The following is a 6,501-nucleotide window of genomic DNA, read 5'->3' on the forward strand; positions in this document are numbered from 1 at the left end:
GCATAAGGCATAAGGCATAAGGCATAAGGCATAAGGCATAAGGCATAAGGCATAAGGCATAAGGCATAAGGCATAAGAATATAATGAGATAATTTTTAAGATACAAAAAAATGCTCTCATTTTCCAAACCTTTTAATTGTTCTTGCCAATCTCCTGAAACTACTTTATTGATAGTTCTGTGTTTTTGATCGTCCACGCAACGGTCAAATAGGGAGTTGAAGCCCGAAAACTCAAACGTTAATTTACCCCACTTTGTGGGTATCCCGGAGTTCCGGGAGTTTTTGTTATGTCCAAGTGCTTGTCAGCACTAAAAGCAAAAAGCTGATTTGAGTTCAGTGCTTTCAACCTCCCGGAATACTCATGCGAGGGCGCTCGCAACTGGAGGGGAGCTTGAAGTGCAAACTAAAAATCCAGATTTCGCACTTTTTTAAAAAGTACCCAATCTTATAGTCTTTGAAATTATTTTGATTTTTCTTGCCAATCTTCTGAAATTGCCTTATGAATTGATCTGTGTTTTTGATCGTCCACGCAACGGTCAAATAGGGATTTGAAAGCCCGAACGCTCAGTACATAAATTTATCCCGCTTTGCGGGTATCCCGGAATTCCGGGAGCTTTTGCTATGTCCAAGTGCTTGTCAGCACTAAAAGCAAAAGGCTGGCTGAGCTCAGTGCTTTCAAACTCCCGGAATACTCATGCGAGGGCGCTCGCAACCGGAGGGGAGCTTGAAGTGCAAACTAAAAATTCACATTTCAATGATATTTCAATAGGTAAAAGAATCCGCCATAGACGCATTTCAATGGGACTTTCTCAAAAGGAATTAGGAAGCCATTTAGGTGTCAGTTTTCAACAAATCCAGAAATATGAAAAAGGTTTAAATCGTGTAAGCGCGGGGTGTTTGCTCGAAATTGCTAAAAAACTAGAGGTTCCTATGAACTTTTTTTATGCGGACCTTTTAACAGCAGATATTCCCACAAAAGAACATGCCTTACACCACGATCAAGATACCACCAGCGAAAAAGAATACGCACTTTTAAAAAACTTTAGAGAGCTCAAAGCGAAAAAACAAAAAGCAATCTTGTGGTTAATTTCTGATTAGACAAAAGCCCATCAATCGACATCCGTTGCCAATATTCCCCTCAGCCTAAAGCCTTGCCCGCCTGATACCACCACATCTCAAAAAACGGTTTACGACACCGGTTTACGACATCATAGGATAACAAACTTCAAAATAGGATAAAAACACCAAAACCTTGGAAAAACATCCCCACCCCTCTCACAGAATCTTATCAAAAGATCTCATCTGATTTAAACGCACAATTCCGATTGTATCATTATGATACCTTTTTACATTTACCTTGTCAAGTTTTTATATTTTTCTTTTGATATTTTTGTGTTTTTCTTTAAGGGAGCCACATCCCTCAAAACACCTTTTCTGCAAAATGCCCCTCATACAAAACACAATGTCTAAAACAACAAGAGCTAAAATAGGATTTCCCCTCTAAATAGGCTTTCATTGTATTGCTCATTCACCCACTTATTAAAAAAAAACACCTCTCAATGCTTCTCACACCCATTTCACGGATATCCCCCATACAAATATAGATGCAACTATAATTGTTAAGCTCCCCATAGAATATAAACGCCAACCACAATTTTTTTCTCTTCACATCTCTTTACACATCAACTCTGCAATCTGTTCACAGCCATTCCCCACACACTCTTCTCCAGAAAACGCACTTAACACCCCTCTTCATCCCAACTTTCTCCTCCATTCACGAAGACACTTCCCCCAATCCTCGCACCACATTCCATGCCATGATAAAAGCCCACACAAAGCACAAATCCCTCACTTCATTTTACAGATTCACATTTTTACGCTTTTACATCTTTACAGAACGCAGCCAAAGGAAACTCCCAAACCACCACGCGACAATTTGATAAAAACAAAATACCTTTCCAACAATCTCAAACAACAGATTTCTGTAAAGAGTTCATATGAATTTGATTGTTTAGATCTCACTATTAGATTGGCATATAGAGCCGTAGAACAGAAAATAATTTTCTATAAGACAGAAACGATAAAAGCGCTATATAACTGAGATAGAACATGAAGGATTGCAAACAGATAAAACGACATCTTTCTTCGTTACAACACTGAAATTGTAAACGAGACGACGAATAACTGTCATCTGAATATGCAATTTTCATATCTGCAAATTTTTATTGATTAATTCAATCCCAACACTTCCCCTGAAACACATTTCTTCATTATCTACTTTTTTGAGACAAACCGGTAAAGGGGTTTCATCGATTATAAGTGCGGATATAATAACGCGTTACTCCAACCTCATCATAAGAAACCATAGACATGATACCTGTCTTTATTGGCGTTATTTGATAAGTCAAGATTACACCATTTTGCTGTTTGTTTGGTTGATCTGTATAGATCACGTTATATCCATTCCGTCGCAAGAGATCAATAAATACAGGAGTAAAGTTGTCTTCTGTTTTATTTTTTTTCACAATAAGTGTTGTTGTAGCGGGCGGTAAAGGTTTTTTAAGATTACGAACAAAATCGTTAGCAATTAATTTTACATCATCTTTCGTAATATTTGGACTGACATAACTTGATGAATAATTACTGATAGATGCACAACCAGCCACCAATACAAGCGGTAACGGAAATAAATATTTTGACATCTTAACTCCCCTATTAATTGCATTCTCTTCTGAGAAGCTCCTACACCAGAAATAAGAGCCTCCTTTCAAAGAATAGCCTTAACAACATACTGCTTTACTATCAAGCATTAGTTAATCACTTTCTCGCTTGTTAAAAAAAACGACCACCATCTCTCATAGTACTCAAAGCTTATGTTTAAGACACAAAATATATATGTTAAAAGTACGAAAAAACACATGTAAAGCATGTAGTATACATATAGTATATGTATACTTACTTTCATGGTGTGTTGCATTACATATTATTTAAGACAAATTTATCAGTAAAGAAGTACAGACTTTGGATGACTTTCCAAGCAATAAAAATGATATTTTTATCCCCATATCATTGAAATTATAACTTGATCGAAGAATAATTATTTTTTGAATATCTAGGCTTTTACGAGCCATTTAGATCCCGACTTTCCCCCACTATCTACCAATTTTTACCGATGTTGTTTCTTTTTTGGTTTTTCATTTACGCTCATCATTAGTTGTTTTATGTGTTTTTTGAGACAATTGTGAAGCTCTACCTCAAAGCAACGAATGAAATTTCCAAAACACCACGCAACAATTTGATAAAAACAAAACACTTCACAACTTAAATTCCACAAGCAAGCTTATCTCCACCTCTTTTCATTCTTTCTCCATCTCAAGGGGAAGATGCCCCCTCACGCTATCCTTCATCCGTTCGCACCACCACCTCTTAGACACACCATCCTAACACTACCCACACTCACTTTCTTTCATCCCCCTCAAATCACACTCTCTTCTCCAACCAACGCACAGCACCCTTCATTTCCCCTCCATTCACGAAGACACTTCCCCCAATCCTTCTCACCCCTCCATATCATGACAAAAAACACGCACAATATATGAACCCATAAATCCTCCGCTTCACTTTTACAGATTCACATTTTTACGCTTTTACATCATTACAGAACAAAGCCAAGGAAAGCTTCATCCACCCCGTACCACTCTATAAACAACGGTCTGTAAAGAATTCAAATGCTTGCCTAGCAAGTTTCCACCACTGACCACTCATTCGTTTCAGATCACCCCCTTCAAAGAGCGGTGTTTTTACCTCATGAATAAGATAATGAGCGAACCGTCTTTAGAAAAAAGAAAAGGCATGGAGATATCAAATATATCAATGGTCATCATCGACTGTCGTGTTAAGGGGTGTTAACTCTTTATTTTTCTTAATTTTTACAACGCCAATAATTCCGGTGGAAATAATTAATGCGGACATAGCTAAAAAAGAGCTTAACAATCCCATGAGTGCCAAAAGTCCCGCAATAAAGCCAGACATTGCTTCGGCAGAGTTCGCTAAAGTTGAAAAGGTTCCAAAACTCTTACCAAAATCTTCACGACGAGAATATAATTGAATAGCTGAGACTAAACCAATATCCACAAAGGCACCAATAAATCCTAGAACAAATGCTAACACGAGAAGGAATTTTAAATAAAGTCCAGCAGCTAAGGGCATAACAAACAGAATAACCCCATAAAGAAGCCAAAATATCATGAGCTTCAACGATGTAATATTTAATATAATTTTACTATATAACAAACCACCAACAATAGTTCCAACAGCCATGAGAGAAAAAATATAACTCACAAGGCTCTCCTCTCCCCCCACAAAAAGAACAAAAGCTGGAATTAAAAATCTTAAAATTGCACCCGTAAAGAGAATAGCAAACGACGATCCAACGAGCGTAATAAATAAATTATTATTTTCTGTAGAAATATATTTAAGATATGAAGCTGTTTCTCGATAAATTTTTATAAAATTGAATGATTTATTCTCGCTTGAATTTAAATTCATGAGATTAAATAACACGATAATAGATATAAAATAGGTAAAAAAATCAAAAATGAGTACTACCGATTTATTTGCTAAAAAAAGCAGTATGGAACAAACCAAAGGGCCAATGACGGCTGCCGTTTCCATGATAATTTGAGCAATGCTATTGGCCTTTGTAAGATCTTTTATTGAAAACATTCTGGGAATAGCAGCTTGAAAACTTGGTTGGAAAATACTTCTTCCTATCGTTGTACATATTGCTGCAAAAATAAGAACAATGATATGTGCCGTACCTGTTATATAAGTTATAAAAACAAACAATGAAGCTAATAATCTAACAACTTCACTTAAGATCATATTTTTCTTCAAAGAAAAATTATCCGCTAACCAACCGCCTATAGGGCCAAAAAAGAGAAAAGGGATAAATCGAAAAAAATACACAAGACCTGTAAAAAAGGTGTTATCTGTTAATTCTAAGACCAGTAAAATAAAAACAACTTCATAAGCATAATCACCAACTTTGGAAATAAAGAGAGAGCAAAAAAGAGCTAATGGACTCTTTTTTAAAAACAAATTCATATCAACCATCCGATATTAAACTTTGCTACACTTAAAGTTACACTTCCTTCGCTACAATTGGTGATATGAACTTCAGAAGAGTCTTTTATTCTAATAAATCGCTTAATAAGTTAAGTGAAAACTTTTAAAGAAATACTCCTCTTGATATAAGCATTTACTCTAATATCAAGTAATATCTTAAAAAAGAAAGAATGTAAAAATTATGAGATCACAATCTTCCATATTATTACATTGACCTCCACCCCACGTCTCAAAGAATGAAAATTCCCAACCAGCACTAGTCTACAATCCCACAATAAAAAGCAACTTTCCCCACAAAATAAAGCTTACACCCAACCACTTCTCAAACGATAGCACGTCATCAGGCTCGACAAATCAAGCCCTATCTCCTTAAAAACCGCCATCCTTCACGCATCTCTTTGCAACACCGCCTTACCCACACTCTCCCCCTATCCATGCGCACTCTCTTCATCCTCCATTCCTCCTTTTTCTCTCCCATCACACACTTAACAACTTAACAGCACTCTTCCTCTAAACTTCCATTCACGAAGACACTTCCCCCAATTCTCGCACCACATTCCACGCCCCCAAAAGCCCAAAGTGACCAAAAACACGCACAATATATAATCCACAAATCCCCCCACTTCACTTTTACAGATTCACATTTTTACGCTTTTACATCTTTACAGAACAAAGCCAACGAAAAGTTCACCACCCCGCACAGCTCTATAAACAATAGTCTATAAACAAACCCAGCTTTTTGCCTAGTACCCTTACAATCTTCAGCCCCCCCCTCAAACGACAGCACTTCATCAGGCTCAACAAATCAAGCCCTATCTCCCCTCGCCATCCTTCACGCATCTCTTTGCAATACCCGCCTTACCCACAAACTCTCCCTCCTATCCATGCGCACTCTCTTCATCCTCCATTCCCCCTTTTTCTCTCCCATCACACACTCACAACTGAACACCCCTCTTCCTCCTAGCTTCCCCCTCCATTCACGAAAACACTTCCCCCCAATTCTCGCACCACATTCCATACCATGACCAAAAACACGCACAATATATAAATCCATAAATCCCCCACTTCACTTTTACGGATATACGTTTTTACGCTTTTACATCTTTAAAGAACAAAGCCAACGAAAGGTTCACCACCCCGCACCACTCTATAAACAATAGTCTATAAACGAACCCAGCTTTTTGCCTAGTACCCTTACAGTCTTCAGACACCCCCCTCAAACGACAACACTTCATCAGGCTCAACAAATCAAGGCCTGCCCTCAAATATTCTAGCTCTTCACACCCCTTCAAAGAGCAGTGTTTTATGGCATAAATAGAATAGAAAATTTTTGATTTTTCTTGCTAATCTTCTGAAATTACTTTATCACTTAAAG

Annotated in this window: 4 protein-coding genes; 1 reads left to right on the forward strand and 3 read right to left on the reverse strand. The window is 37.4% G+C overall.

Features of this window, described 5'->3' with window-relative positions; translation table 11 throughout:
* Positions 1-728: 728 nt before the first annotated feature.
* The gene (locus ACFIQE_RS08295) at positions 729-1,097 is read left to right on the forward strand and encodes a helix-turn-helix domain-containing protein (RefSeq protein ID WP_375641014.1); all 369 of its coding nucleotides are present in this window, start codon (positions 729-731) and stop codon (positions 1,095-1,097) included.
* Positions 1,098-2,305: 1,208 nt separating this feature from the next.
* Here ACFIQE_RS08295 and ACFIQE_RS08300 read toward each other — a convergent pair.
* From ACFIQE_RS08300 to ACFIQE_RS08310, 3 genes are all read right to left on the reverse strand, one after another.
* A complete protein-coding gene (locus ACFIQE_RS08300) occupies positions 2,306-2,701 on the reverse strand; it encodes a hypothetical protein (RefSeq protein ID WP_375610669.1) in 396 nt (131 codons plus the stop codon).
* A 1,168-nt stretch (positions 2,702-3,869) separates the two neighbouring features.
* Positions 3,870-5,105, reverse strand: a complete 1,236-nt coding sequence (locus ACFIQE_RS08305) for an MFS transporter (protein ID WP_375707517.1) — start codon at positions 5,103-5,105, stop codon at positions 3,870-3,872.
* A gap of 853 nt (positions 5,106-5,958) precedes the next feature.
* Entirely contained in the window at positions 5,959-6,180 is a 222-nt protein-coding gene (locus ACFIQE_RS08310) for a hypothetical protein (RefSeq protein WP_375641000.1), read from the reverse strand.
* Positions 6,181-6,501: the final 321 nt, after the last annotated feature.

The organism is Bartonella sp. AA1HLJMS (assembly GCF_042197445.1).
Lineage (GTDB): Bacteria > Pseudomonadota > Alphaproteobacteria > Rhizobiales > Rhizobiaceae > Bartonella.